Genomic DNA, 24,482 nt, shown 5'->3' on the forward strand with positions numbered 1-24,482 from the left:
GACTCCTATTTAGAGAAAGCCCTAACCTTACGGTTAGGGCTTTTTTGCTATGTGGCGTTTGATAACGTCGCAATACGCCAAGTAGTCAAATACACATCCATGATGAAGCTCACCCAATCTTGGCATCTCGATAACTGCGTCCTGAGTTATTCTACCTTCTACATACATGTAGTCGACTGCCAGACTCCTATTTAGAGAAAGCCCCTCACGGTTAGGATTTTTTGTGTGTCTGCTAAAAATTAAAGCTCATCTAATTACTGCCTAAACGAAATGTATTTTCCACCTATCTGGTCTTTATTACCTTACTTTAAACTTTTAATCCTTAAAGGGTTGGAATAGTCAGTACTAATAAGGGGTATTTGTGAGCCAACTAATCAGTAAAATTTGTAATCCAGCGAAGTTGTTGATGGCGCAGTTTGATTATTCAACAAAGTTTATTTTACTTTGTGTCATCATGATAAGCCCCTTAGTTGTTAGCCTAGCTTTTCTGAATTACGAATATGGTGACGAAATTAGATTTACGGAAAAGGAAAAAATTGGGTTAAACATAATAAATTCGTCACAAAGAGATTTGTTTGTAATTGCTGATAGAGTCATGACAGGAAGTGGCCAATCATTACCAAGCAGTCAATTAAAACAATTAGACAACGAAATACAAATTGGTGTTGGTAGTGATGTTTCTGCTAGCCTTGCGTCGTACTATGAATCAATTACTTTAGATGACCCTGTCATTAGTTTTGATAGGTTAGCTAAGTTTATGAAAGAAGTCGCAGACTATAGTAATTTAGAGCTGGATTTGTCACTTGATACAAGTTACTTAGTGACAACATTAGTCAAAGGACTGCCAGATCTACAGCTACAATTAGCTAAAACCTTAAATCTATCGCTTCAAGTAACGGAGGTTGGCAGTTTTACTCCTGAAACCTACATTGCTTTATCAAATGCAAATCAAAAGCTTCCACTATCAATAGAGAATACTGGGCAAAATCTAGGCGTTAGTCTTAGCGCCAATAGCAACGTCAGCTATAGACTAAAAGAAGAGTGGGAGCTATTAGATAAAAAATTAGTAAGTTTAACCAATACCATTCAAAACCAAATATTGGATCCAGACGAAATATTAATTGATAACGCGGCAATTCGGTTGCTAGGCATACAATTAAATAAAGACGTTAATAATTTTTCGAAGCAAGTGATGCCTCTACTCGCTGAACTATTACAAAACAGAATTGATAAGGCGAGTTTTAAGCGAAATGTAGTGATGAGCATTTCCGCTTTAGCTGTGGTGTTGTCTTTGTATCTATTTATAGGAATGTATTTATCGGTAATTGAAAATATCAAGCGAGTATCATCAAACGTACACAAAATAGCTGATGGTGATCTATCTACCCGAGTAGAAGTCATTGGTAAAGATGAGATGCGACTAATTGCCAATGATATGAATGTTATGACCTCAAATTTACAACATTTGGTTCAACGAATTAGCCAGGCAATCGGTACTCTAAACGAATCAGCACAAAGCCTAAAACTGGTAACTCAAACAACAATTACAGGTGTAGACGAACAGCAAATTGGTACTAGAGCTATAGTCACATCAATGAGCGAGATGACCTCGTCTGCTAAGGCAGTAGACCATAACTCAGATTTAGCCTCTAGTGCAGCTATAGACGCCGACAAAGAAGCACAACAAGGCATAACCTTAGTCACTAAATTGCAGTCGGTAATGCATGATATGCAAGAAGAGTCTGAGCGTTCTCAAGTAGCAATAGAACGATTAGTTAAAGATAGTCAGGAAATAGGTCAGTTTTCTACTGCGATTAATGAAATTGCAGAACAAACAAATTTGTTATCTCTAAATGCCGCGATAGAAGCCGCAAGGGCTGGTGAACAAGGAAGAGGCTTTGCAGTTGTAGCGGATGAAGTTAGAACTCTGGCTAAAAGGACTCAGGATCAAACTAACCAAATACATTCGATCATTTCGAATATACAAAATGCAACTGAAGAAACTAAAAGTAGTATGGAGCAAAGTCGGGAACAAATGAACTTAAGTGTTCAGGAAGCCACGATCGTCGGCGAAGCACTTGAGCGAATTTCTAGTGTGATAACGGCAATTAACGACATGAGTTCCGAAATCTCCAAATCTACTTCTGCCCAATCGTTAGTGACAGATCAGGTTGCTAGCAAAGTAGAAGAGATCGCTTCTATTTCGGAAGCAACCTTAGTAGGAGCTAAGGAGACTGGTTCATCAGCTGAGCAGTTAATGGCTGTTGTAGAGACCTTGAGCCATGAATTGGCACAACTGCAAAAAGGCCATCACTAAACAGGCCTTATTTAACCCTCTAGAGTAGAGATATTACTTTTCTAGTTCGCTAAGTCTGGCTTCAAGAGCTACTAATTTTTCTCTTGTGCGCATTAATACTTGATTCTGAATATCGAATTCTTCTCGGCTGACGAAATCTAGACGGCTTAGTTGAGTTTGCAATACTTGTTTGACTTTAGCCTCCGCCCCTTCCGCCATATTTTTGACTTCAGGTGGCACTGCGTCGGTAATTTTTTTTGCAATCTCTTCAAGTTTTTTAGGATCTAACATTAGTGAATACTCTATTTAATTAGTTGGCTTGGCAGGCATAATTTCTTACAATCGTCGCCCTTCAATTACATACTGTTAAATTTAACATGAAACTTAATCCAGGTCAGAACGAAGCGGTAAATTTTATTTCTGGACCTTGTTTAGTTCTGGCTGGCGCAGGTAGCGGCAAAACAAGAGTTATCACGAACAAGATCGCACATCTAGTACGCGAGTGTGACATGCCTGCTCGTTATATAGCGGCTGTTACTTTCACAAATAAAGCTGCACGTGAAATGAAAGAGCGAGTAGGTCAAACTTTAGGTAAAAAAGAAGCCCGAGGCCTAAAGGTTTCAACATTTCATACTCTTGGCTTGAACATCATTAAATCAGAGGTAAAGGCTTTAGGAATTAAACCAGGCTTTTCTTTATTTGATGACAAAGACAGTATGTCATTGTTAAAAGATTTAACAGAAGTTGAATTAGATGGTGATAAAGAGCTATTGGCTTTATTGCAAAGCCGAATTTCCAATTGGAAAAATGACTTAATATTACCAGAGCACCTCAAAGGACAAACTTTAAGTTCATCAGATGCAGAGTTTGCTGAGTTTTATCAACGCTATCACAACCATCTCAGGGCTTATAATGCTCTAGATTTTGATGACCTGATTTGTTTACCCACATTGTTATTAAAAGCAAATGAGACTGTTAGACTAAAATGGCAAACCCGTATTCGTTATTTGTTAGTAGATGAGTACCAAGATACCAATACCAGCCAATATGAGTTAGTACGTCTGCTTGTGGGAGACAGAGCCCGGTTTACCGTTGTGGGTGATGACGATCAGTCAATATATTCATGGCGTGGCGCTCGGCCCCAAAATTTAGTGTTGTTACAAAAAGATTTTCCCCGTCTAAAAGTGATTAAGCTGGAGCAAAATTATCGCTCGTCAGAGCGTATCTTGCACTGCGCCAATATTTTAATTCAAAACAATCCACACGTATTTGAGAAGCGTTTGTTTTCTGAATTAGGGTATGGCGACCCATTACAAGTAATAGTGGCTAAAAATGAAGATCATGAAGCAGAAAGAGTGGTTGCTGAATTGATGGCTCATAAATTTATGAATGGCACTACTTACGATGACTACGCAATTTTATATCGAGGGAACTTTCAATCTCGGGTATTCGAAAAAGTATTAATGAGCAATAGAATTCCTTACAAAATAAGCGGGGGCATGTCATTTTTTGGTCGTACAGAAGTTAAAGATATCATGGCCTATTTACGTTTATTGGTGAACCAAGATGACGACAATGCATTGTTAAGAGTGATTAACACGCCAACACGTGGCATTGGTCGAGTGAGTTTGGAGAAGTTGGGAAACTTAGCTAACAAAAATAAAACATCAATGTTTGAAGCTGCATTTGATCCTTATTTACAAGATACCCTTTCTGGTAAGGCATTAGTTTCAGTTGAACAGTTCAGTCGCTGGATTGTTGAACTTTCCGATAGAGCTGTTCGCGGTGATGGAATTGCGACAATTAGAGAAATGATAAAAGCCATGGGGTACGAAGAATGGCTTTACGAAACAAGTACTAGTCCAAAAGCTGCAGAAATGGCTATGGGTAATATTAGTACGTTATTTGGTTGGATAAGCGATATGTTAGAGGGGAACGAGCTGGATCCTCCAATGACCTTACAAGAGGTGGTCAATCGTCTGATTTTGAGAGATATGATGGAGCGGGGCGAAGACGAGGATGATGCAGAGCAAGTACAATTAATGACTTTTCACGCATCAAAAGGATTAGAGTTCCCCTATGTGTTTATGGTGGGCATGGAAGAAGGTTTGTTACCTCATCAAAGTAGTATTGAAGAAGATAATATTGATGAAGAAAGGCGCCTTGCTTATGTTGGGATTACCCGAGCACAAAAAACATTATTCATGACATTAGCTAAAGAAAGAAGACAGTTTGGCGAAGTGATAAATCCAGAACCTAGTCGTTTTTTACATGAGTTACCTCAAGATGACTTGGTTTGGCAAAATAAGAAAACTAAAGTTTCAGCTGAAGATAGAAAGAAAAAGTCTGAAGTTGGCATCGCAAACTTACGTAATATGATGAATAAGAATTAGTGAATATTCACTAATTCTTATAATGCCTTAAGCTATTTTAGAGTTGTCTACATTCGCGTCAACGATGAGCTTTTCAGGCGCTTTTAAAAACTTTCCTTGTCCAAATTCACACCCAGCATCAACCAAAGCTGCGTATTGCTCTTCGGTGGCTATTCCTTCTGCAATAAGTTTAAACCTCAAATGACTAGAGATAGATAACACAGACTGAATCAATTTAAGGTTACGCTCGGATCGAGGTAATGTTTTTACAAAGTGGTGATCCACTTTTACGTAGTCAAATGGGTAAGAATACAAATAACTTAGAGACGCCAAACCACTACCAAAATTATCAAGAACTAGCGTAATTCCCGCTCTCTTCAGCGTTTTAATGGCAGGCAAAATAAATTGTGAACGTCGATTTAATGTATTTTCATCAAACTCGATGACTAACTTTTTAGGATCAACCTCTGCTTGTATAAGAAATTCGATCAGTTGTTTAGCTAATGAAGTCTGAGTTAAATGGTGAATGGATAGATTAATGGCAATCCGTTTTTCTTGCTCAGCAGGTGTTCCATTTTGCCAAGCTTTTAATACTTCACAAGCTTTGGTTAATAGATACTTATCCATCTCTACCGTTAACCCACATTGTTCAGCTACTTGCCAATACTGCTCGCGTTTAACTTTGCCTATATTTAAATGCTGCCAACGAATATAACACTCTTCGTAAAGAGGCTGTTTAGTGTTTAAATCTAATACAGACTGAGAATAGTTTTCAAAAGTACCTGCTTGAAGAACTTTTCTAAATTCGTTTTCAATTTCAAGCTCGACTAGTAACTTTTCTCGCATAGTTTTGTCGAAAATTATATACCTACCGCGGCCTAATGCTTTTGCTTGATACATAGCTGCATCAGCATCTCGTAACACTTCATCCGCTTTTTGATAACCATTTTCTAAATAAGTAATCCCAATACTGGCTCCCGAATACATATCTTTATTTTCAATGGTAAACGGTTTAGCAATAGAGCTAATAATACGAGCTGATATTTCTTCAATATCAGTGGGTGATTCAAAGTTATCAAATAGAACGACAAATTCATCACCGCCTAACCTGGCCAATAAGTCGTGGGCTCGAATACATGAATTAATTCTGTTGGCGACTTCTTTTAAAAACGTGTCTCCGGCTAAGTGCCCTAGAGAATCGTTAATTTGTTTAAACCTGTCTAAATCGATAAAAATTACAGCGAAATTGTTTGCGGCGTACCTGCCTTTATTTGCTAGAGCTAATTCAAGACGACTGTTAAACAACACACGATTTGCTAAACCGGTTAACGCATCGTGTTGAGCATCATATTCTAACTGTCTTTGCGCTAACTTACGTTCTTCGATTTGGTTTTGTAAGGAGAGGTTTGTAGAATGCAATTCTTCAGTACGTTGTTTAACCTCTTCAGCAAGACGCAAGTTATAGGCTTGTATGGCAGCAGCTGCCTGCTTTCGACTTAAAGCAACGGCTATGTGGTGTGATACAAACCGCAAAAATTCTAAATCTTTTAGTGTGTATTGTTTCGATTGCCCATAACTCTGAACGGCAATAACGCCTGATATATTGCCATCAACAACTAATGGTGCACCAATCCAAGAGTTGGATTCTTTACAAATGGCCTTTGCAACGTCCTCTGATAGTTCTTCTGCGTCTAATAAAAGCATGGCATTAGACGGATCAATTAACTCAGCACTACCTTGACGAATAATATATTCGGTTAAACCCAATCCCATTTTACGAGGTTCAATTTGGGTTTCTACTTCGTCTTTGTAGTAGGGGAAATTTAGCTCATTGGTTTCAGTATTTATCGTAGCTACATAACAGTTAGGCGCACCAATTAAACGCGCAAGAATATCGTGGATGCTAGTATAAAAATCTCCAGTATCTCCGTCGTTAGAGGCAGATAACTCAGAAATTTCAAACAAAGCCTGTTGTAGAGACTCTACTTTTTGTCTCTCACCAATTTCTTCCTGTAATTCTTGGTTAATTTGCCTGAGCTGTTTAGTTCGTTGGCGTATTGATTTTTCGGTTACTTCTCGACTTTTAACACGGTCAACACAGTTAACAATATGTTGGGAGACAAATAGTAATACTTCTAAATCTTCGTGAGAATAACGTACTGATTCGTCGTAACTTTGTACCGCGATTGCGCCAATGACTTGGGAGCCTCGTTTAAGCGGCACACCAATCCAGTCGACTGGTGTTGCGCCGAGATGCTGAACTGATAGCTCAGCTAGCTTTTCTGAGTAGGTTTCTTGGGTTAGAAATAAATGATTGCCAGTTCGTAAAATATAACCCGTAATACTGTTTTGTAATTCTTCACTGGTTAGGTTAGGTACAACATTTTCATCAAATTCATCTACAAAATAAGCGAAATCAATAGACTTGTTTTCTTCTTCATAAAAGACCACATAAAAATTTTGGGCGTTTAGGAAATTACCAATAATGTCTTGTATTGCAGGATACAAACTTGAAAGTTCGTTAATAGAACTGGCTAATTCAGAAATTTCAAATAAAGACTTTTGAATCGCTTCAGAATGTTTATATTTTTTAGTGATCTGTTGCAGCTGAGGAATAAGCTCTCTGAGCTCCTCTAGCGATAACTGATTGGTAATATTTTCTGAAGTCATTATAAAATGTAATTCGATAAATTTTGACGAAAAAGCGAGCCACTAAAAGTAAACTATTCAAACAAAAAAGACCACATATTTGCGGCCTTTTTATTTGATTGTTTGTTTAGTGCTTGAAACTTAGAGACCTTCAATCATATGTTCAATTGCGGCTTTTAGTTCATCATCAGAACAGTCACCACAAGTGCCTTTAGGTGGCATACCACCTACACCATTAATTGCGTTTTTCCATACTTGGTCAAATCCTTTTTCTAGACGAGGAGACCAATCACCAGCATCTTGTAACTTAGGCGCACCTAAAACACCAACACCATGGCATGCAACACAAGATTTATTATAAACATCTGCACCTGAACGAGGTCCAGTCGATGCTGTTTCTGCTTTCGCTCCAGCCACATGTACTTGACCAACAGGCTTGATACGAGATGCAATGTCATCTTCTGACATATCTTGCGCAACAGCTGTAGCGGCAAAAAGAACACCTAAACACATATATAAAAAGGCTTTAAATTTCACAAAATTCTCCAAATAAGCTTGCATTTACCTTTGACTAGGACAGATTATAACCACTAATGCTTTATGAACAACTGTTTAGTGCTGCCATATTTTCATACGTTCAATTTTTGGACACTTTTAACCGGCTTTTTCAATTGAGTTTAATTGTTCAACGATATGGTTTTTAGCAAAAATAACGGCACCAAATTCTGGAGATTCTTTTACGGCGACAATATCATGTTCAAACTTGGGGTTTAACCAGCTGATAATGTCTGGAGCAATTCCTCCGATAAAGCCGATTTTATCAATGCCTTCGTTAATAAATCTTTCAATAACTTTATTGATAAAATCAGCACCTTGCTTAATCAATAAGTTAGCAACTTTATCGCCGTTACTTGCATGTTGAAATACCAAAGGAGCGTATTTTGCAAACTCAAATGCAGGTGCATTGTTTAGCCTCATGGCAACATCATTTACATTTTCTGTATCTAAGAACGTTTGGGTCATAGATGTTTTAGGTCCAATTTTATCTATATCTAAAAGCACCGCTTTAATCATCTCTAAGCCAAACCAAGCACCACTGCAACTGGCATTAATCGGAAATCCATAACCTCCAATTGAAACAAGCCGCTCTTTGGTAATTCCTAACGCACTAAAACCAGTCCCAAGTATGATGACGGCGCCATCCTGTCCTTTATGTGCTCCCAATAAGGCACAATGAGCATCAGTCGTTAACTCTAGAGAATTAAAAGGGTGTTGCCAATTGTCCATAGCTTTTTGTAGTTCGGGTAAATGTAACCCTGCTAACCCTGCTCCAACCGTTAGTTGTTGCAAAGAACAATTAAGGTTAGCTGCTTTAATGGCTTCTTCTACAGATTGAATAATGGATAGTTGAGCGAGTTCGATACCGTTTATTGGGTTTGCTTGTCCACCAATACCACGTCCTAGAAAATTTAAATCTCTGTCATAAATACTAGCTCGGCATTGAGTCCCGCCTCCATCTATACCGACATAATATTGATCATTTTTCATGGGGTTGGATTCAAACATAAACAGTGCTTGGCCCTTTATTATTATTTTTATAAGTGTAATTTTATTAGACCAATTTATCAGATTTGGAATTTTGTGCAGTGATTTTCTTACTAGTCGGGGGAGTTATTGTTTAAATAAAGGGAAATAAATTTATATTAAGCATAGAAACCAAAAAGCCCCGCAATTTCTTGCAGGGCTCTGGAATAATGGTGCCCAGACTCGGGATCGAACCAAGGACACGAGGATTTTCAATCCTCTGCTCTACCGACTGAGCTATCTGGGCGTCAACTAACAAGTTTGTCTAAAAAGACGTGCCTGCTTTGCTGTGGGTGCGTATTAAACGGATTTACGCCATTCAAGTCAACCCCTTTTTAAGGTATTTTTACTGATCGCTTACAGATTGAGCAAAAACCGCCTAAATATTGCTTAATTTAGAGTTAAATTAAGCTTTAGGCGCAACATAACCTTCAATGTCTGGCTCTTTCCCTTCAAACAAATAAGCCTGCATTTGTTCTTCTAAGAACAATCGAGCAGTAGGTTCCATCATATTTAGCTTATTTTCGTTGATTAACATAGTTTGTTTCGATTGCCATTCAGTCCATGCTTCTTTGCAGATGTTATCAAATATCTTTTTACCCAAATCTCCTGGGTAAAGTTGAAAATCTAACCCCGCGGCTTCTTTTTGTAAGCGTTGGCAAAATACGGTTCTACTCATGATGATAATCTAACTCAGGTTATTAAAAATTCTTGCTGATTGTACTAAATAGTTTCTTGGTTGGCGCGGCTAATCCCACATTTTGTGGTGCGCGTAAATCAAACCACATTTGATTGTCTTCCATGATTTGTCCATCGGGTTGCTGACTCAGGTGCAAAATGACGGGGGTGATATCTAAATGAAAATGACTAAAAGTGTGGCGAAAAGGTGTTAATTCACTCTGTTGTATATCAAAGAAACCTAACTTTTGGGCTTGAGGTATGATTTGTTTAGTTGACTCTACTTCATGGAAACCCCATAACCCCCCCCATAATCCACTAGGTGGGCGCTTGTAAATTAATACCTGTTGTTGCCACATAGGGATCAGCATTATGGTTGATTTCTCTGGGATTTCCTTTTTTGGTTTCTTATGAGGAAGTTCTGCTTGCCTGCCTTGTACAAAGGCTAAACAATCTTGTGCTAGAGGGCAGGCATCACAATTGGGTTTAGATCTGCTACACAGTGTTGCTCCCATATCCATCATGGCTTGAGTGTAATCAGCGGTCCTGTTTGCAGGGGTAAGTTTGTCAGCAAACTCCCATAATTCAGTTTCAACCTTTTTGTTACCTGGCCAGCCTTCAACAGCAAAGTAGCGCGCCAGAACTCGTTTTACATTTCCATCCAAAATACTGTGATGTTGATTACAAGCTAATGCCAAAATAGCTCCGGCAGTTGATCGGCCAATTCCAGGCAGAGCTATCAGTTGTTCTAATTTATCTGGAAAACTTCCTTGGTATTCGTCTCTAATGATTTGTGCTGCTTTTTGTAAATTCCGAGCTCGTGCGTAATAACCTAAACCCGTCCAGTGATGCAGAACTTCATCTTGAGTTGCATTAGCTAAGCTGATGACACTTGGAAAGCTTTGCATAAACTTTTGGAAATACGGAATAACAGTTTTAACTTGTGTTTGTTGCAGCATGATTTCTGACACCCATACAGAGTATGGGGTTTTATTAGTTTGCCATGGCAGATTTTTACGTCCGTGTATGTCGAACCAAGCGATTATTTTTTGACTGAAATTATTGTTTATTGTTTGTTTATTGGTTGGCACAGAATTGATTACTTTGCGCTTAGGATAATTAAGCGGATAATACCTGAATATAAAGCAAAAAGTTTAATTGAGAATAAATTGTCTAATTTGAAAATAGATCAGCCGGTGGTTTTTTTGCCGGGTACTTTGTGTGATGAAAGGATATTTAATCCTTGTTGGCAATACCTTGATATTCCAATGCGCGCATTTGTACCTTTGCAATGGGCGCAGGATCTAGAGCAAATGAAAATGTTAAGCAATGATCGTTTAGCCTATTTTGAGCAAAAAGTGCATTTAGTCGGATTTTCTATGGGGGGATATATTGCAGCGTTAACTGCATTGACTAATCCAGAGAGAGTTAAATCTTTGACCTTAATTGGGAGCACTTGTAGTCAATTATCCGAGCTTGATAAAAAAAGCCGACAACAAACTTTGCGTCTAATTAAAAATAAGCAAAATATAGCCATGACAGAAAAACATCTCGCTCAGTTTTTTCATCAATCAAATCAGCAAAATGTTGACCTTAAATCGCTAGTGAAGCAAATGGAACAAGATCTAGGGGCTGGTGTTTTAATGGCTCAATACGAAGCTACTGCAGACAGAGTTAATTTGATTTCTAAATTGGCCAAGGCAAAGTTTGTAGTAAATTTACTTGCGGGTGAACATGATAAACTCGTTAGTAAAGATGCTTTTGATAACATGGTAGCTATGCTGCCTAATGCCAAAAGTCACGTTATTAAGAATGCTGGGCATATGTCACCAATTGAACAACCGCAGGTTTTGGCTACTTGGTTGGCCGAAAACATTAATAAGTAACAGATGACCAAGTTGCCAGCCTTGCATTCAGCCTGTGGCAAAGGATAATGCGCAACCATGAATGCTGTAAAATCAGTAAATATTAGAATGAGATCCTCATATGAGTCAGTTTAAAAATGAACAAGAAGCCGCAGCAGCAGGTGTTTATGTTCGAAAAATCCAAAGTTTTGTAAAAAGAGAAGGTCGTTTAACTACGGGGCAAGCTAAATCAATCGAGCAGTATTGGCCCACTAAAGGTTTAGAACATGCAAATGGAATGCAAAATTTTGCCGAAACTTTTGGTCGTTCAGCGCCTCTAGTCTTAGAGATTGGTTTTGGCATGGGCAAGTCTTTAGTCGAAATGGCTCAACATGAACCCGACAAAGATTTTATTGGTATTGAAGTGCACAAGCCCGGTGTGGGAGCTTGTTTAGGTGAAGCTGCTGAAAAAGGCGTGGAAAATTTAAGACTGTTCGAACATGATGCTGTTGAAATATTAGCTGATTGTATTCCTGATAATAGTTTAGCTCGGGTGCAATTATTTTTTCCTGATCCGTGGCACAAAACTCGTCACCATAAAAGGCGGATTGTACAAGCTGAGTTTGTGCAAAAACTTAGAGCAAAATTAGCCATAGGTGGTGTTTTCCATATGGCTACAGATTGGGAAAATTATGCAGAACACATGTTAGAAGTCATGAGTGCTGCGGAAGGGTATACGAATCAATCCTCATCCAATGACTATGTACCTAGACCTGACCAACGGCCATTAACTAAGTTTGAACAACGTGGCCACAGGTTAGGTCATGGAGTGTGGGATCTAATGTTTGAGAGAGTATCTTAATGTTATCTGCACCTAGCCAAGTTTTAATTCGAAATGAAGAAATATTAGCTACGGGAAAGTGGCTGCTGGTAAACCCAACTGATAGCTTTATTGTGTCGAGTTTAGGTCAAGCTGATGTCTCTGTTTTTCATCAATATTACGATATTTATCAACAAAGTTGTCAGCAAGGTCAGTCAGAACAGCACCATTTTTCTGCAGCATATCCGACTGATATAAAGTTTGATGGTGCGGTTATTTATGTTCCTAAGTCCAAAGAGCAATTAAAAATGTTAATTGCGAATGTGGCAGCGAGTCTTCATAAAAATGGCAGTTTATTGCTAGTCGGTGAAAATAAAGGTGGGATTAAAAGTGCGGCTAAACTTTTAGATTCAGTGTGTTCACAAACTAACAAAATAGACTCTGCTCGCCACTGTGCTTTATTTGGAGGCCAATTAGACAAAACCGTAAAAGCCTTTGATATTTTAAAATGGCAAACAGAGTTACCGATTACTGTTGCTGGTTTAACCTATCAGGTTTGTTCATTACCCGGTGTATTTAATCATGGCTCTTTAGATTTAGGGACTCAGTTATTATTAGAAAATTTACCAGAAATTAAAACAGGACGATTGTTAGACTTTGGTTGTGGAGCCGGTGTTATTGGCTGCTTTTTAGGACTTAAAAGCCCTAATAGTGAAGTGGTGATGAGTGATGTCAGCGCGCTGGCTATTCATTGTTCTAAGCAAAGCGCAAAGTTAAATGGCCTTGAAGTAGACGTTGTGGCCTCAAATGGTTTAGCCAATGTGAGCGGTAAGTATTCTAAAATTGTGACAAACCCGCCTTTTCATACTGGTATTCAAACTGACTACTCAGTGACTCAGGGGTTTATCGAACAGTTAAATAAGTTTATCTCTAATAATGGTGACTTAGTTTTGGTTGCAAATAGATTTTTGCGGTATTCTGAATTACTTGAAAAACGTTTTGGTGTTGTGAACTTGATCGAACAGACAAGTAAATTTAGTCTTTATCAGTGTAGTCGCGTTAAGTAAGGGATAATCATGAAGGTTCTTTTTGTTGTTTCGGAAGTTGAAGATCTGGTTAAAACAGGTGGCCTAGCAGATGTTGGCAAAGCTCTGCCGCTAGCTTTAACAGAGTTAGGGCACGAAGTGATTATTGTAATGCCCTATTATAGGCAACTAGCTGAAAAGTTTAACGCAGAAGACATCTGCCCAAAACAAACTTTATTTTCTGGGCATAATGCCTATGAATTTGGGATCAAACAGCTAGATTTGCAAGGTATTAAGGTCTTGGCGATAGACTATGCAGAGTTTTTTAATCGTAAAGGACTTTATGCTGACAATTATCATGCGTATCCAGATAATGCTGAGCGATTTGCATTTTTTGCTCATGCAGCTTTGAAAACAGCACAAACGATAGAATTTCAACCAGACATTGTGCACTGTAATGATTGGCATACTGCTTTGACTCCGTACTTTGTTAGCATCGACGACACTGGTTTTTTTGCTAAATCTAGAACCGTTTTTACAATTCATAATGGCGCCTACCAAGGTAGCCATGCTTTTAGAGATATTCCCTATTTGCAACCTCATTATCAATTGCACAGTCAGCTAGATGGGGACGCGTTGAATTATGTGAAAATGGGGATCCGTTATGCTAATAAAATTAACGCAGTAAGTCCCAATTATGCACAGGAATTGTTAACTCCATTAGGTTCACACTATTTATTTGAAGAATTTCAGCGCAGACAATCAGACGTTAGTGGTATTTTAAATGGGTGCGATTATAGTCAGTGGGACCCTGCTACAGATCCACATATTACCCAAAACTATCAAGTCGATAACTTGTCTGGTAAAAAGGCTTGCAAAGCTGACATTCAAAAAGAGGTGGGTTTACCTCAAAAGGCAACTATTCCGTTAATCGGTATGGTTTGTCGTTTGACTGACCAAAAAGGGTTTGGATTTATTTTACCTATTCTCGAGCAATTAATGCAGCATAAGGTGCAGTTAGCCATTATTGGTACCGGTGATCCCGATATTAGTCAAGTTTTACAAAATATCGCAGCTAAATACCCGACTAAATGTGCTTTTGTTGAAGACTTCAGCGTTCGCAAGGCGCATATGATTGAAGCCGGTAGTGATTTCTTTTTAATGCCTTCCTTGTTTGAGCCCTGTGGTTTAAATCAAATGTACAGCCTTGCTTATGGAACGTTACCTATTGTTCGTGCTGTGGGCGGTCTAAAAGACACCGTTATGGATGTTTCTGAACAGCCAGAAGATGCGACAGGTTTAGTGTTCGAGGAACCGACAGGTGCTGCTCTGTTGTCTTGTATCCAAAGAGCATTGTTGTTTTATCATGAAGATAAAAAGCAGTTTGAGCTAGTTGTGAAACGAGCAATGACAACACATTTTACCTGGAAACAGGCAGCGAAAGATTACTTGTCACTTTATCAAAGTGTGATTTGACATGTATAGAAATGCCACTTCTTTGTTATTTTGTGTTTTAGGATTAACCAATTCGCAAAAAGTGGAGGCGTTACCTAAGGAATGTATACAAGCAGAAACTCGTGTACAGTCTTGTCCACGTCTAATATATAAACAGGCTGCTGTTGCTGTACCTGTTTTAGGAGTAGAAAAAAATGGCGTTATTTGTATTTGTTTAACGGATTTTGAACAAGTAAAGAGCGCCCAAATGAGCAAGTTGGAACAAATTGATCGGCAAGTTACCTTACAAAGAGTAGCTAGAAAATATCAAATTAGTGAGGAAGAGTTGATCAAGCTCATAAAACATTAGTAACGAATATAGTTTCAATTTTGTCACTTTTAGACCAATATTGAGTTATCTATGAGATGTGAAGTATAGAATGTCGTCTGACGTAAAATATTTATCGATTAAAAGCTTAATTATATGGGTTGTTGTAGCAATTACATCAGCTTCTATCATTATTGCGTCTGGTAGTAATTTATATAATCAAATTAGCACTTATAAACAGTCACTTGAAAAAAATGTTTTGGTATTTGCCGATTTAATCAGCCGTAGTGCGGTGAAATCAATGCAAGAAGATGATAATCAAGCTGAACAGCAAAGCCTTACTGTGTTGTCGGTATCTGATGTCATAGAAAATGTACATATTTATAAAATTTTAGAAGATGACTCTATCGAGTTTTTTGCAAGCTACAATAAGCAAGGAATTGCTCCAGTAAAAGCTAAGTATACTCAAGTCAAAGAACTTACTAAACCTAGGTTTGCTGGTGGTGTTGTAGAAATTATTAGGCCAATAATTTTTGACAAAGAAATTATTGGGTACACTTATCTACGCACCACTGCCGAGCAGTTAGAAAGCCTCATCACAAAATCTATTTTAATTTCTGTTTGTGTTTCTATTGTGTGTTTATTGTTTTGTTTTATTTTCACCGTTAGATTGCAACGTTCCATCACAAAGCCGATTAATACCTTGGTTAAACTCGTTCAAAGAATTAGCAGACAAAAAGACTATTCAAGTAGAGCTGAGTTAAACGGAATAAAAGAGTTAGATATATTGTGTGAGGCGTTTAATGGCATGTTACAACGAACACAAGATCATTTGGATAGGCAAACCAAGGCTGAAACAGAGCAGGTAAGATTAAATGCTAGTTTAGAAGAAAAAGTTCAGCAACGTACCCAAGCCTTAAAAGAAGCTAATAATGAATTGATTCAAACATTAGAAAAGTTACACCAATTTCAGCGACAAATTGTTCAAAATGAAAAGATGGCGTCGCTTGGGGATATGGTTGCTGGTGTTGCCCATGAAGTTAATACCCCAATTGGGCTAGGTGTGACAGCTTCTACTATGATGTTAGATCGCCTTTCTGATTTGAGAAAATCCTATGAAGATAAAACTTTAAAAGCCAGTGCTTTGTCTAAGTTTATGATGGAAGGTGAAGAAAATCTTAATATAATCTATCGTAATCTTAATAGAGCTGCTGAGCTCATATCTAGTTTTAAACAAGTCGCTGTAGACCAGTCTTCCGAGAATAATAGAGTCTTCTCTTTTAGTAAGTTAATGGATGAAATTTTAATTTCAATGCGACCTAAATTGAAAAAAGTTCAGCATAAAATTCATGTGCATTGTGATGCAGCATTGTATGTTGAATCAAAAGCAGGGCCGATTAATCAAATCATTATTAATTTAGTTATGAACTCTATTATTCATGGGTTTGAGAATGTTGAATGTGGCGAAATTAATATATCTATAGAATTGATTGATAACTGCAAAATTAGAATGATATTTACTGATAACGGTAAAGGTATTTCTGAAGATATGCGTCAGCGAATTTTTGATCCCTTTGTAACCACAAAGCGTGGACAAGGTGGCAGTGGTCTAGGCATGCATTTGGTATACAACTTGGTCACTCAAGCTCTGAATGGTTCAATTTCTCTGACCAGTGAAGAAGAAGAGGGCGTTAAATTTGACATATTATTCCCTGTGATAAAAGTAGATGTAGATAAAATCCCGAGTGGTTCTATTGTCTAAATTTGTCTCTAAATATCGCTTTTCGTAAACAAAGTGCTAAGAAATTATTACTATATTTAAATTTTATCTAGATAAAACCCTGATAATTAGATATTTTCTGGTAAACTTTTAACTAAATTAAAAAATCAGGCCTGAAAAATGCAGACCCCAAACGTACTAATTGTTGAAGATGAAGTTGTTACTCGTACTACCCTTAAGAGCCTGTTTGAGGCTGAGGGGTATAATGTTTTTGAAGCTGAAAATGGCGAACAAATGCATGATATCTTTGAAAGCAATACCATTAATTTGGTGATCATGGATATTAACTTACCGGGTAAAAATGGTTTAATCTTGGCACGAGAAGTACGTGGCCGTAAAAATATTGGCTTGATATTTTTAACCGGTCGAGATAACGATGTTGATCGTATCTTAGGTTTAGAAATTGGTGCAGACGATTATTTAACCAAGCCATTTAATCCAAGAGAGTTAACTATACGTGCACGTAATTTATTAACTCGTACTAGTAATACTAATGAAGATGATGACTTGCCAAGTCGTGTAAGCTTCAATGGCTGGACGTTAGACGGAGACAGCAGAAGTTTAATTTCGCCAAGTAGTAAAGAATTCCGTTTACCTCGCAGTGAATTTAGAGCTTTGCATTTGTTTTTAAATAACCCTGGTAAAATCCTAACGCGTGAACAGCTTATTATGGAAATGACAGGTCGAGAATTGCGCCCTAATGATAGAACCGTTGACGTTACTATTCGTCGTATTCGTAAACACTTTGAATCAGAAGTCAGTGCAGATGATTTGATCGTAACCATCCATGGTGAAGGTTATCGTTTCTGTGGTTCGGTTGACGCGTAGAGTTGAACTTGCGTTAAAATGAATTGCTAAAAAGCTCCTTAGGGAGCTTTTTTTGTGGCTTCACAATGATCACATGACTTAGTATCTAGGGCTAGAATTCAAGGTCAATCATCTTTTTTGATTGATACAAAGCTACTTTGAGGTCGAGTCTAACTTCGATATAAGGTTTTAATTAAGTGAAAGCCAAACTTAGTTTTGACTGGCCCATGAACCTTCAGTACTTCTTTTTTAAATACGACATCATCGAAAGCCTTGACCATTTGACCTGGGCCAAATTCACCTAAATCACCTCCTTTTTTACCACTGGGGCAGAGTGAGTGCTTTTTGGCTAATTTATGGAAGTCTCCACCTTTTTCTAATTGAGCTTTGATTTTTTCAGCTTGCTCTTTTTGTTTGACCAGTATGTGACAGGCACAGGCTTTCATAATTGATTTAACTCCATAATTTTAGTGTTTATTCTGGCTTGTTTAAGCTAGGGCTGTCTGACTTGTCTTTATCAACAAACTCACCTTCAAATACTTCTCCTTGCTGATCGGAAGTATGCTTGTGATGACTATGTTGTGAATGTTGGCTAAAGTCAGCCTGAAAAGACGAATTTACCGTATTAACCGATATATGCTTGGTTAACTCTTTCGCAATGAGTGGTCGTGTTATTGGTAGGCTAAGTAAAAAACCTATGCCGTCAGTGACAAAGCCCGGTGTCACCAATAATACCCCTGCAATAACTAATAATAACCCTTCAGCCATTTCTTGGCCTGGCATTTGGCCTGACTGCATTTTTTGTTGGGCTTGGGTCAAAGTACTTAACCCTTCTTGTTTGACTAACTTAGCACCAAAAAATGCGGTTAAAATTACGATAGCGAGCGTATACCAACCGCCAATTTGTTCACCAACATTGATTAAAATAGCTATTTCAACAATGGGTAAAACGGCAAATAATATAAATAACTTTCCCAATGGAGCCTCGCGCAGTCTGTATAAAATTATAGATATAAAGGATTAATTAGTACGGATTGGGATTTTATGCAAAAAACCAAGTTCGGTATTGTTACAGAGTGTTGCTTGGCTTGTCTAATTCAAAATGATACTTGTTGAAAGTTAAACCTATTAATTTAGGTCTATACACAAGATTTAATGCTTTGTTAGGTTTGAGCTTGTATATTGAGCTTATAATTGTAATCAAAGCTCTACCATTTTATAAAAGAAGTGCTGTACATGAATGTTATCCACCGTATTTTAGTTCTAATTTTTGCAAGTGCCTTACTACTTAATCCAAGTATTGCACAAACAAATGACCCCTTAGCCGATCTATTTTCAGATGAGCCTGAGTTTCTAAAAGTTGACCAAGCTTTCCAGTTTGATTTTAAACAACAAGGTGATCAGCTAGTGCTGAGCTGGAAAATTGCTGATGGTTACTATTTGTATAAAAAACAATTTAAAGCGGTGGCTAAAAAGGCAGAGATAGGTCAACCAAGTTATCCAGTTGCAGAACAAATTGAAGATGAATATTTTGGTCTGTCAGATGTTTTTCGCAATCAACTCGATATACCTTTTGAAATTTTGTCAGCTGAACAAGGCGGGCTAGTTAAGATTAGATATCAAGGCTGTGCCGATGCCGGTTTATGTTATCAACCCATGATAAAAGAGGTGTTCCTGGAAGAAGTGATTGCGCAGACCAGCACAGTTACTGCTAACGATTCGGTGAGTGTATCAGAGCAATTTGAATTAGCCGATTTATTGTCAAGTGAGCAAAGTTTAGTTTGGACCTTATTATTGTTTTTAGGTTTAGGAATAGGTTTAGCTTTTACACCATGTGTATTTCCTATGTATCCAATATTGTCAGGTATTGTGATTGGTCAGGGTAAACAAATTAGTACTTCACGGGCTTTTAGCTTGTCATTTATTTACGTACAGGGCATGGCAATTACTTATTCTTTATTAGGGTTAGTGGTTGCTTCAGCCGGAGTGCAGTTTCAAGCTAGTTTGCAACATCCGGCTATTCTCATAGTGTTAATTACGCTGTTTGTGTTGTTGGCGGTAGTGATGTTTGGCGCATATGAATTACAGCTCCCTTCATCTTGGCAAGAAAAGCTAAATTCTCTTAGTAACAAACAAACCAGTGGAAGTTATTTTGGGGTGTTAGTCATGGGGGCTATTTCGGGTTTAGTCGCGTCACCATGTACTACAGCACCCTTAACTGGAATTTTACTGTTTATCGCTCAAAGTGGTGATTTGGTATTAGGCTTTTCTGCATTATATGTTTTGAGTTTAGGTATGGGGATCCCCTTAATTCTGTTTGGCATCACAGGTGGAAAACTGCTGCCCAAAGCTGGAAACTGGATGAATGTGGTTAAAGTAACCTTTGGTTTTATGATGTTAGCTGTGGCCATCATGTTTGTAGAGCGTTTAGTTACCCATATAGCCACAGACTTTGCTTGGAGCCTGTTAGGTTTAGCTACGTTTAGTTATTTTTATGTGATGAACCAAGATAGCCAAACATCGTTTTATAAAGGCGTTAGAAGTTTACTGATATTTGTCGGGCTTTTTAGTTCTGCGGGATATGGTTACCTAACTGTTAACGAATTGGCTGGCAATAGTTCTGTCTCTAAAACTGTCACTCAAAACGATGTGCACACTAAGTTCTTAGAAGTGGTGAGTTTACAAGACTTTGAGTTGCAAGTGGCTAAAGCCAATGCACAAGGTAAAACAGTTATGGTAGACCTTTATGCTGACTGGTGTGTAGCGTGCAAAGAATTTGAAAAATACACTTTTCCAGATCAAGAAGTGGTAAAGGCTCTAAATAATACTGTGTTAATGCAAATTGATTTGACTGATAACACTCAGAGCAATTTAGACTTTCAGGAGCATTTTTCGGTATTAGGTTTGCCGACTATACTGTTTTTCGATTTAAATGGTAAAGAGATACCTTCATCAAGGGTGACTGGGTTTATGCGAGCGGCACCTTTTGCTAAACATGTGAATAGTTTATTCAATTAATTGGCTGGGCTAAACTAACTTAGCGAGTGCCAAATATTTTGTCACCCGCATCACCTAGCCCAGGCAATATATAACCTTTTTCATTCAATTTTTGGTCAATGGCAGCAGTATAGATATCTACATCTGGGTGTACTTCTTGCACTGCCGCTATGCCTTCAGGCGCGGCTACTAAAAATAGACCCATAATATCAGTACATCCTTTTTGTTTGAGCAGGTCAATTGTGGCGATAAGTGTTCCTCCTGTGGCTAGCATGGGATCGACTATCAAAGCGGTACGAGCTGAAACGTCTTTAACAACCTTGTCAAAATAAGCCACGGGTTGCAGAGTTTCTTCATTTCGATATAAGCCCACAACACTAATTTTTGCATTGGGTATGAGTTTTAAAACGCCATCTAACATGCCTAAACCAGCGCGAAGAATAGGAACAATCGTTATCTTTTTTCCTTTTATCTTTTGAGTTTTAATTACGGTATCGTTCCAACCTATGATCTCGGTTGATTCAGTAGCTAAATCCCTTGTGGCTTCATAAGTGAGTAAATTTGCTACTTCGCCTGCTAGTTCTCTGAAGTCTTTACTGCTTAAATCTTTTTGTCGCATTAATCCAACTTTGTGTTGAATTAAGGGATGCTGAATCGCTTTGACTGACATCAGTGTTCTACCTTGAAATGTGGTGGTCTTTAACTAAGTGTAACCCATGGGCTAACAACTCTGGATAAAACTGTTGAAAACAGTGGTTAAATATTTCTCGATTCTGTTTCAGAAAGTCCTCTGCTTTGGCTGCAAATTCAATTTTGCCTTTGAGTCGTTGTTCAATCGCTGAAAATGCCCTAAAGCAAGTTTCTTCATGCCGGTATTCATGTAACCACTGATACGTTAGTAGATGAGCAGATTGTTGTTGAAAATGTCGATTCTCAGACATCGAGAACGTTTTTAATTCAGCATAAAACGCAGAAAATATTTGTTGGTAACTTTGCTTCGAGTATTTTTGCCAGTTTTGCATTAATAAATAGTCAAAATATATGTCAATGACCACACCCGCCATTCTGCGAATGTTGTTGGGAAATAGTTGTTTTAAATGACAAACTTGAGAGTGGGAGTCTGTATATTGATCAATACTCCTATGTAGTCGAATGCCTCTTTCGATTTTTTCAGGAAGATAGGTTAGGTCACTACCTTTTACAAAGTCACCAAGGAAGTTTCCCAGCATACTCGTTTGAGTATGTTCGGCGATATGGATGTGAGCAATGTAATTCATTTTGAAATAAACTCTAATTAAAACTACAAAAAGTATAAACTTTGCAGTAATCTTCGCTGATAAGACCAGTATTTTGCTGTTAAATTCTGCTTTCTCACTATAATAGTGCGATTGTATTTGTTTTTGTGTGTTTATTGCACAAAATAATGATTTTAAAAAGCTTTTATTGGATTCGTTTAAGGCAATTTAGAGTTGTTTAATTAAAATGGCAAACCTGTGAAATTACTAGTAATCAATGGCCCTAACTTAAACATGTTAGGTAAAAGAGAGCCAGATACCTATGGCCACCAGAGTTTAGAAACAATTAATCTAGGCCTTGAAAAGTATGCACAATCTTTGGGTTTTGAGGTGAGCTTTGTGCAATCTAATGCTGAGCATGTGCTAATTGATACTATTCACAACGCATTTAACAAAGTAGATTTTATCGTAATCAACCCCGGTGCGTTTACTCATACCAGTGTTGCCTTAAGGGATGCATTACTGAGTGTTTCGATTCCTTTTATCGAAGTGCATTTATCAAACGTACATGCAAGAGAGTCATTCAGACAACATTCGTATTTATCTGATGTAGCACAAGGTGTCATATGTGGGCTTGGTTCACAAGGTTACGAATTTGCTATAGCCGCGGCTAAGAATTTTTTAAATAAATAATTGTCAGCAAAATCATTGCTGATTAATCTTCAGAGAGAGAAAAATGGATATACGTAAAATAAAAAAATTGATTGAGCTGGTTGAAGAATCAGGCATATCTGAGTTAGAAATTACTGAAGGTGAAGAGTCAGTACGAATTCATCGTGGTGGTGCGGCTAGTCAAGCAGTTGCGCCAGTACAATATGCTGCACCAGTTGCACCGGCCGCAGCACCTGTTTCAGCAGCTCCTGCTCCTGCGGTAGAATCAGCTTCACCTGCAATATCTGGTCATGTTATCCCGTCGCCTATGGTTGGAACTTTCTATCGTTCATCTTCACCAGAAGCCAAACCTTTTGTTGAAGTAGGCCAAAAAGTTAATGTAGGTGATACCTTGTGTATTATCGAAGCTATGAAAATGATGAATCAAATAGAGTCAGATAAAGCAGGTGTTGTGAAACAAATTCTTGTTGATAACCAAGAGCCAGTTGAGTTTGATCAACCAATGTTTGTGATTGAATAAAGGCTAATGACCATGCTTAATAAAGTCCTAATCGCAAACCGTGGCGAAATTGCCCTAAGAATTTTGCGCGCATGTAAAGAGTTAGGTATTAAAACAGTAGCTGTGCATTCAACTGCTGATGAATCTCTAAAACATGTATTGTTGGCTGATGAAACTATTTGTATTGGTAAGGCTTCTGCTACAGAAAGTTATTTAAATATTCCTAGAATTATTGCTGCAGCTGAAGTAACAGACGCCCAAGCTATTCACCCAGGATATGGTTTTCTCGCCGAAAATGCCGATTTTGCTGAAGCCGTAGAAAAAAGTGGTTTTACCTTTATTGGTCCTTTGGCTGACACTATTAATTTAATGGGAGACAAAGTATCTGCTATTAAATCTATGAAAGCCGCTGGTGTTCCTTGTGTTCCAGGTTCAGACGGTCCATTAGGCAATAACGACGCCCGCAATAAAGAACTCGCTCGTGGTATTGGATATCCCATCATTGTAAAAGCTGCTGGTGGCGGCGGTGGTCGTGGTATGCGTGTTGTGCGTAGTGAAGAAGAGTTAGTGTCTTCTATTGCTATGACTAAAAGCGAAGCAGGCGCGGCCTTTAATAATGATGTGGTTTACATGGAAAAATTCCTAGAGAATCCGCGTCATGTAGAAATTCAAATTTTGGCTGATGGTCAGGGTTCTGCTATTCATTTGGGTGAACGTGATTGTTCAATGCAAAGACGCCATCAAAAAGTAGTTGAAGAAGCTCCTGCACCAGGTATTACACAAGAAATGCGCGAAAAAATTGGCGCCGAATGTTGTCAGGCTTGTGTTGAAATTGGTTACCGTGGAGCGGGTACATTTGAATTCTTGTTTGAAAATGGTGAATTCTACTTTATTGAAATGAATACTCGTATTCAGGTTGAGCACCCTGTGTCAGAAATGATCACTGGCGTTGATTTAATTAAAGAGCAACTCCGTATCGCTTCAGGACAAAAATTAACTATCAAGCAAGAAGATGTGAAAGTTAAAGGACATGCTATTGAATGTCGTATCAATGCTGAAGATTCAAAGACATTTATACCTAGCCCAGGTAAAATTACTAAGTTCCATGCGCCAGGTGGTTTAGGTGTAAGATGGGATTCACATATTTATGCTGATTATTCAGTACCACCTTATTATGACTCTATGATTGGTAAACTCATTACCTATGGTGAAACTAGAGACGTTGCAATCGCTAGAATGCAGCATGCTTTGGATGAACTTGTCATTGGTGGCATTAAAACAAATATTGATTTGCAGAAAAGTATAATGGCCGATGAAAGCTTTGCAGCTGGTGGCGCAAATATACATTACTTAGAGAAAAAACTAGGTATACATGAATAGTTAATCAGCAAATTTTTAACAATAAAAAAGAGCGAATTATCGCTCTTTTTTTTATGCTTTAAATTCACTTTTACCTAACTAA

At 38.0% G+C, this 24,482-nt stretch carries 23 protein-coding genes and 1 tRNA gene; 13 read left to right on the forward strand and 11 right to left on the reverse strand.

Features of this window, described 5'->3' with window-relative positions:
* The first annotated feature begins 361 nt into the window (after positions 1-361).
* Complete coding sequence (locus ACSHXM_RS02515; protein ID WP_435687151.1) at positions 362-2,317, forward strand: methyl-accepting chemotaxis protein; 1,956 nt, start codon at positions 362-364, stop codon at positions 2,315-2,317.
* 33 nt (positions 2,318-2,350) lie between these two features.
* Here the strand turns inward: ACSHXM_RS02515 and ubiK are convergent, their stop codons facing one another.
* Positions 2,351-2,587 (reverse strand): ubiquinone biosynthesis accessory factor UbiK, encoded by a 237-nt coding sequence (ubiK, locus tag ACSHXM_RS02520; protein ID WP_435687152.1) that lies wholly within the window; start codon positions 2,585-2,587, stop codon positions 2,351-2,353.
* Between the two features lie 86 nt (positions 2,588-2,673).
* On the opposite strand from ubiK, the gene rep reads away from it, so the two are divergent.
* On the forward strand, positions 2,674-4,689 hold the full coding sequence (gene rep / locus ACSHXM_RS02525) for a DNA helicase Rep (protein WP_435687153.1): 2,016 nt from the start codon (positions 2,674-2,676) through the stop codon (positions 4,687-4,689).
* Between the two features lie 27 nt (positions 4,690-4,716).
* Here rep and ACSHXM_RS02530 read toward each other — a convergent pair whose 3' ends face one another.
* From ACSHXM_RS02530 to mutY, 6 genes are all read right to left on the reverse strand, one after another.
* A complete protein-coding gene (locus ACSHXM_RS02530) occupies positions 4,717-7,338 on the reverse strand; it encodes a sensor domain-containing phosphodiesterase (RefSeq protein ID WP_435687154.1) in 2,622 nt (873 codons plus the stop codon).
* A gap of 120 nt (positions 7,339-7,458) precedes the next feature.
* A complete protein-coding gene (locus ACSHXM_RS02535) occupies positions 7,459-7,854 on the reverse strand; it encodes a c-type cytochrome (RefSeq protein ID WP_435687155.1) in 396 nt (131 codons plus the stop codon).
* Positions 7,855-7,971: 117 nt separating this feature from the next.
* The gene (locus tag ACSHXM_RS02540) at positions 7,972-8,883 is read right to left on the reverse strand and encodes a BadF/BadG/BcrA/BcrD ATPase family protein (RefSeq protein ID WP_435687156.1); all 912 of its coding nucleotides are present in this window, start codon (positions 8,881-8,883) and stop codon (positions 7,972-7,974) included.
* Positions 8,884-9,072: 189 nt separating this feature from the next.
* Positions 9,073-9,148: transfer RNA gene (locus ACSHXM_RS02545), tRNA-Phe, on the reverse strand.
* 159 nt (positions 9,149-9,307) lie between these two features.
* Entirely contained in the window at positions 9,308-9,580 is a 273-nt protein-coding gene (locus ACSHXM_RS02550) for an oxidative damage protection protein (RefSeq protein ID WP_435687157.1), read from the reverse strand.
* A 22-nt stretch (positions 9,581-9,602) separates the two neighbouring features.
* Positions 9,603-10,670: an A/G-specific adenine glycosylase gene (gene mutY, locus ACSHXM_RS02555; protein WP_435687158.1), complete on the reverse strand. Its 1,068-nt coding sequence runs from the start codon at positions 10,668-10,670 to the stop codon at positions 9,603-9,605.
* Between the two features lie 78 nt (positions 10,671-10,748).
* Between mutY and ACSHXM_RS02560 the strand changes: the two genes are divergently transcribed.
* The 7 genes from ACSHXM_RS02560 to arcA all read left to right on the forward strand — a co-directional run bounded on the left by ACSHXM_RS02560 (position 10,749) and on the right by arcA (position 17,638).
* Entirely contained in the window at positions 10,749-11,465 is a 717-nt protein-coding gene (locus ACSHXM_RS02560) for an alpha/beta fold hydrolase (RefSeq protein WP_435687159.1), read from the forward strand.
* Between the two features lie 100 nt (positions 11,466-11,565).
* Entirely contained in the window at positions 11,566-12,285 is a 720-nt protein-coding gene (trmB, locus tag ACSHXM_RS02565) for a tRNA (guanosine(46)-N7)-methyltransferase TrmB (protein ID WP_435687160.1), read from the forward strand.
* Positions 12,285-13,310, forward strand: coding sequence for a methyltransferase (locus tag ACSHXM_RS02570; protein WP_435687161.1), 1,026 nt, complete (start codon positions 12,285-12,287; stop codon positions 13,308-13,310). Before trmB ends, ACSHXM_RS02570 begins: the two co-directional genes overlap by 1 nt.
* 9 nt (positions 13,311-13,319) lie before the next feature.
* A complete protein-coding gene (gene glgA, locus ACSHXM_RS02575) occupies positions 13,320-14,744 on the forward strand; it encodes a glycogen synthase GlgA (RefSeq protein ID WP_435687162.1) in 1,425 nt (474 codons plus the stop codon).
* A gap of 1 nt (position 14,745) precedes the next feature.
* Positions 14,746-15,072: a hypothetical protein gene (locus tag ACSHXM_RS02580; protein ID WP_435687163.1), complete on the forward strand. Its 327-nt coding sequence runs from the start codon at positions 14,746-14,748 to the stop codon at positions 15,070-15,072.
* A 70-nt stretch (positions 15,073-15,142) separates the two neighbouring features.
* Positions 15,143-16,792, forward strand: a complete 1,650-nt coding sequence (locus ACSHXM_RS02585) for a HAMP domain-containing sensor histidine kinase (protein ID WP_435687164.1) — start codon at positions 15,143-15,145, stop codon at positions 16,790-16,792.
* 138 nt (positions 16,793-16,930) lie between these two features.
* Entirely contained in the window at positions 16,931-17,638 is a 708-nt protein-coding gene (arcA, locus tag ACSHXM_RS02590; RefSeq protein ID WP_435687165.1) for a two-component system response regulator ArcA, read from the forward strand.
* 149 nt (positions 17,639-17,787) lie between these two features.
* Here arcA and ACSHXM_RS02595 read toward each other — a convergent pair whose 3' ends face one another.
* Both ACSHXM_RS02595 and ACSHXM_RS02600 read right to left on the reverse strand, forming a co-directional pair.
* Positions 17,788-18,063, reverse strand: coding sequence for a peptidylprolyl isomerase (locus ACSHXM_RS02595; protein ID WP_435687166.1), 276 nt, complete (start codon positions 18,061-18,063; stop codon positions 17,788-17,790).
* A 28-nt stretch (positions 18,064-18,091) separates the two neighbouring features.
* On the reverse strand, positions 18,092-18,595 hold the full coding sequence (locus ACSHXM_RS02600) for an FxsA family protein (RefSeq protein ID WP_435687167.1): 504 nt from the start codon (positions 18,593-18,595) through the stop codon (positions 18,092-18,094).
* 258 nt (positions 18,596-18,853) lie between these two features.
* Here ACSHXM_RS02600 and ACSHXM_RS02605 point away from each other — a divergent pair, with 258 nt between their 5' ends.
* Positions 18,854-20,635, forward strand: coding sequence for a protein-disulfide reductase DsbD (locus ACSHXM_RS02605; protein WP_435687168.1), 1,782 nt, complete (start codon positions 18,854-18,856; stop codon positions 20,633-20,635).
* Between the two features lie 19 nt (positions 20,636-20,654).
* On the opposite strand, the gene upp is transcribed toward ACSHXM_RS02605, so the two are convergent.
* Together upp and ACSHXM_RS02615 are read right to left on the reverse strand one after the other, a co-directional pair.
* A complete protein-coding gene (upp, locus tag ACSHXM_RS02610) occupies positions 20,655-21,284 on the reverse strand; it encodes a uracil phosphoribosyltransferase (protein WP_435687169.1) in 630 nt (209 codons plus the stop codon).
* Between the two features lie 7 nt (positions 21,285-21,291).
* The gene (locus ACSHXM_RS02615) at positions 21,292-21,891 is read right to left on the reverse strand and encodes an ACP phosphodiesterase (protein WP_435687170.1); all 600 of its coding nucleotides are present in this window, start codon (positions 21,889-21,891) and stop codon (positions 21,292-21,294) included.
* A 216-nt stretch (positions 21,892-22,107) separates the two neighbouring features.
* On the opposite strand from ACSHXM_RS02615, the gene aroQ reads away from it, so the two are divergent.
* The 3 genes from aroQ to accC are packed head-to-tail and all read left to right on the forward strand — an operon-like array spanning position 22,108 to position 24,400.
* The gene (gene aroQ / locus ACSHXM_RS02620) at positions 22,108-22,542 is read left to right on the forward strand and encodes a type II 3-dehydroquinate dehydratase (RefSeq protein WP_435687171.1); all 435 of its coding nucleotides are present in this window, start codon (positions 22,108-22,110) and stop codon (positions 22,540-22,542) included.
* A 43-nt stretch (positions 22,543-22,585) separates the two neighbouring features.
* Positions 22,586-23,041, forward strand: a complete 456-nt coding sequence (gene accB, locus ACSHXM_RS02625; RefSeq protein ID WP_435687172.1) for an acetyl-CoA carboxylase biotin carboxyl carrier protein — start codon at positions 22,586-22,588, stop codon at positions 23,039-23,041.
* 12 nt (positions 23,042-23,053) lie between these two features.
* The gene (gene accC / locus ACSHXM_RS02630) at positions 23,054-24,400 is read left to right on the forward strand and encodes an acetyl-CoA carboxylase biotin carboxylase subunit (protein ID WP_435687173.1); all 1,347 of its coding nucleotides are present in this window, start codon (positions 23,054-23,056) and stop codon (positions 24,398-24,400) included.
* Positions 24,401-24,482 lie beyond the last annotated feature (82 nt).

The sequence above is a fragment of the Paraglaciecola sp. genome, from assembly GCF_051252315.1.
Classification (GTDB): domain Bacteria; phylum Pseudomonadota; class Gammaproteobacteria; order Enterobacterales; family Alteromonadaceae; genus Paraglaciecola.